A 3,760-nucleotide genomic window follows, 5' to 3' on the forward strand; every position below is an offset into this window, starting at 1 on the left:
CTCCCCCAACCGCGAGTACACCGCCACCCGCCCTCCATGCGACTCCACGATCTGGCGGACGATGGCCAGACCGAGCCCCGTGTGGCGGTCGCGGCGGCTGGCCTCGCCGCGCCAGAAGCGGTCGAAGACGCGCTGCCGGTCCTCCTCCCCCAGTCCGGGCCCGTCGTCGCGGACCGCCACCCACAGCCAGCCCTCAGCGCGTCCCGCCGCCACGCGGATCGTGGCGCCGGGCGGCGAGAGGCGCACAGCGTTGGAGAGCAGGTTGGCCACGGCGCGGCGCAGCGCGTCGGAGTCGCCGGTCATGTCCAGGCCGTAACCCAGGTCGCGGGTGATCCGCACGTGCCGGGCGGCGGCCGGGGTGGTGTGCTCCTCGCACGCCTCCGCCGCCACCCTGGCCAGGTCGAGATCGGCGTCGGCGAACGCCGTGCCCTGGCGCCTGGCGCTGGCCAGCAGGTCCTCGACGAGCCTCGTCATGCGGGTGGTCGCGCGGTCCACGATGGCCACGGCCCTGGTGCGCTCCTCGTCGCTGGCGTCGGGGGCGGACAACACGGCGTCCACGTTCGCCCGGATGATCGTCAGCGGGCTGCGCAGCTCGTGCGAGGCGTCGTCGATGAGCTGGCGCTGCGCGCTGAACGCCTCCTCCAGCCGGTCGAGCATGGTGTCGATGGTGTCGGCAAGGTCCTTGAGCTCGTCGCGCGGCCCGTCCAGCTTGATGCGCCGGGCCAGGTCGGTGGCCTGGATCTCCTCCGTGGTGCGGGTGATCGACCTGACGGGACGCAGCACGCGGCCGGCCAGCACCCAGCCGATGCCCAGGCTGGCGAGATAGAGCCCGACCAGCGTGACCAGCGAATAGTCGCGCAGCGTGGCCAGCGTCTTGACGTTGACCGCGTTCTCGACCTCCTGGACGAAGACGACCTCGCGCTTGCCCAGGTACTGGTCGCCCGAGTAGGCCTTGGCGTACTCGGTGGTGTAAGGGCGCTGGTCGGTGGATTTCGAGACGGCGTAATAGATGCCGCCGAGCACGAGCGCGGCCAGCACGAACAGCAGGCCCGAGTAGAGCACGGTGAGCCGGAAGCGGATGGTGTGGATCATGTCGGCTCCTTGAGCCGGTAGCCCCGGCTGATCACCGTCTCGATCAGGCCGTCCTCCTGGAGCTTGCGCCGCAGGTTGCCGACCGTGACGCGCACGGTGTTGGTGAACGGGTCGGCGTGCTCGTCCCAGACGTGCTCGAGCAGCTCCTCGCTGGACACGACGTAGCCCGGCCTGGTCATCAGGTAGTGCAGCACGCCGTATTCCTTGGGGGTGAGCGCCAGCGACCTGCCGTCCAGCGACACCTCCAGCCTGGCCGTGTCGATGCGCAGCCCGCCCACCTCGAGCACGGAGGTGCCGCCGCTCTCCCTGCGCAGCAGCGCCCGTACCCGGGCCAGCAGCTCGGGGAAGGCGAACGGCTTGACCAGGTAGTCGTCCGCCCCCTCGTCGAGCCCGCGGACGCGGTCGTCGAGCCGGTCGCGCGCGGTCACCATGATGATCCGCACCCCCTGGCCCGCCGCGCGCACGGTGCGGCAGAGCTGGAAGCCGTCGCCGCCGGGCAGGTTCAGGTCGAGCAGGACCAGGTCGTACGTGTTGACCTGCAACTTCTCGTGCGCGGACGGCGCGTCGTAGGCCACGTCCACCGCGTACCCCGCGCGGGCGAGGCCGACCCGCAACGCGTCGACCAGGTCCTCCTCGTCCTCCACCACAAGCAGTCGCATGCTTTCGACCCTAATTTCGCATGATGCGTTCCGCGATGGGCGCGGCCCGGTCGATGGGGATGGCGAAGCCGATGCCGATGTTCCCGCCTCCTCGGCCGGCCGCGATGGCGGTGTTCACCCCCACGACCTCGCCCCTGTCGTTCACCAGCGGCCCACCCGAGTTGCCCGGGTTGATGGACGCGTCCGTCTGCACGGCCGTGCGCCGCGCCCCGCCCAGCCGCACCTCCCGGTCCAGGGCGCTGACGATGCCCGCGGTGACCGTGCCGGAAAGGCCCAGCGGCGAGCCGATGGCCAGCACCTGGTCGCCGACGGACAGGCCGGACGACCGGCCGAGGGTGGCGGGCGTCAGGTCGCCGGGGGAGTCGACCGCCAGCACGGCCAGATCCTCGTCGTCGTCCGCGCCGACCACGCGGGCGCTCAGCCTGCGGCCGTCGCTCAGCACCACGGTCGCCAGGGTGCTGCCGCCGACCACGTGCGCGTTGGTGAGGATGTGGCCGCGCCCGTCCACCACGAAGCCGGACCCGCCCCGGCTGCCGGCCTCCACGGAGACCACGCTGGGCAACACCCGCGCCGCCGTCGCGCTCAGCCCGGTCAGGCTGGACGACGGCGCGGGCGCGACCCTCGGCAGGGCCGCGACGGGGGCCGGCTCGGACACCCCGGAGAGCCGGCCCCCCGCCACTCCTGCCGCCCCGCCGGCGACCGCCGCGACGAGCGCGGCGACCACCAGGAGGCGTCCTTTCCCCGCCGCCGGCGCGGGCCGCGGCCCCAGCGCGGGCGGCCGGCCCTGCGCGGGCGGCGGCTGCGCCGGAGGTTGCGGGCCGAGCATGGGAGGCGGCACCGGGCGGGGCACGGGAGGCGGCCCCTGTACGGGGTCCTGGCGGGCGCCGAGCGGCACCGTACGGAACTCCGGCCCGCTCGGCCGGCCCATGCCCCTCACGGCAGCCTCGAGAACCACACCATCGACGTCACCGCCGCGATCAGCCCGCAGACCAGTCCCGCCGCCACGAACCACTGCCATACCTCCTGCTGCTCGGTGCGGTAGCCGACCGACGTGCCGATGTCCTCGTAGACCGCCTGCAGCTCGCTGCCGCTGGCCGCCTCGTAGAACCCGCCACCCGCCGCCTCGGCCAGCCCGCGCAGCGCGGGACCGTCCACCGGCACCGGGATCTCCTGGCCGGAGAGGCTGATGGTGCCGTTCGCGGTGCCGTAGGCGATGGTCGTGACCGGGACGCCCTTCGAGGACGCCTCGGCCGCCGCGTCGTTCAGCGTGCGGCCGGTCGTGTTGGAGCCGTCCGACAGCAGCACGATGTGCGCGGGCGGCGCATCCTCCTCCGAGTCGAGCGAGGCGATGGCCTCCAGCGAGGAGTAGACGGCCTCGCCGATCGCGGTGCCCGACGCCGTGCTCAGCCGGCCGAGCGCGCTCCGCACCGCCTGCCGGTCCGTGGTCGGCGGCACCGCCACGGAGGCCGACGATGAGAACGACACCAGGCCCAGGTTGAACCGTTCGGGCAGCCCCTCCACGAACTGCCTGGCCGCCTGCCGGGCCGCCGAGAACCGGTCGGGGCTGACGTCGGTGGCGCTCATGGACGCCGACACGTCGAACGCCACGATGATCGTGGCCCGTTCCCTGGGCACCTGCACCTCGGCCGTCGGCCTGGCGAAGCCCACGACCACCAGCGCGAACATGAGCAGCAGCGCCGCCGCCGGCAGGTGCCTGCGCCACCCGGGGCTTCTCGGAGCCACCCTGTCGAGCAGGTCGAGGTTGGTGAACCGGACGGCGTACGCACTGCGGCGCAGCGACATGAGCACGTAGGCGACGGCGAGCAGCGCCACGGGGATGAGCAGCAGCAACCAGATGGGGGAGGTCAGCGTCACGCCACATCACCTCCTGTGCCGGGCGTGCCCCTGTCCGGTGCGGACTCCTGGCCGGGTCCACGCGCAGATCCCTGGGCGGTCCCCCGGCCAGGAGTCCGCACCGGACCTGTCTCTTATACACCTCTGACGCTGCC

4 protein-coding genes are annotated in these 3,760 nt (G+C 73.1%); all 4 read right to left on the reverse strand.

All coding sequences use genetic code 11. From position 1 onward, the window contains the following. Positions 1–1,092 (reverse strand): HAMP domain-containing sensor histidine kinase (locus tag E1294_RS51350; protein ID WP_132520462.1); only part of this gene is annotated, 1,092 nt, incomplete at its 3' end. After that, positions 1,089–1,751 (reverse strand): response regulator transcription factor, encoded by a 663-nt coding sequence (locus E1294_RS51355; RefSeq protein WP_165977977.1) that lies wholly within the window; start codon positions 1,749–1,751, stop codon positions 1,089–1,091. The genes E1294_RS51355 and E1294_RS51350, both read right to left, overlap by 4 nt. Positions 1,752–1,761: 10 nt before the next feature. Beyond that, positions 1,762–2,679, reverse strand: coding sequence for a S1C family serine protease (locus tag E1294_RS51360; protein ID WP_220448441.1), 918 nt, complete (start codon positions 2,677–2,679; stop codon positions 1,762–1,764). Positions 2,680–2,684: 5 nt separating this feature from the next. Further along, positions 2,685–3,626 carry a VWA domain-containing protein gene (locus E1294_RS51365; RefSeq protein WP_132520465.1) on the reverse strand — a complete coding sequence of 314 codons (942 nt, stop codon included), beginning with the start codon at positions 3,624–3,626 and terminating at the stop codon, positions 2,685–2,687. Positions 3,627–3,760: the final 134 nt, after the last annotated feature.

The organism is Nonomuraea diastatica, assembly GCF_004349015.1.
Lineage (GTDB): Bacteria > Actinomycetota > Actinomycetes > Streptosporangiales > Streptosporangiaceae > Nonomuraea > Nonomuraea diastatica.

Coding starts and splice junctions, on each gene's coding strand:
- E1294_RS51355 (WP_165977977.1), bottom strand. CDS start 1,751: ATGCGACTGCTTGTGGTGGAGGACGAGGAGGACCTGGTCGACGCGTTG.
- E1294_RS51360 (WP_220448441.1), bottom strand. CDS start 2,679: ATGGGCCGGCCGAGCGGGCCGGAGTTCCGTACGGTGCCGCTCGGCGCC.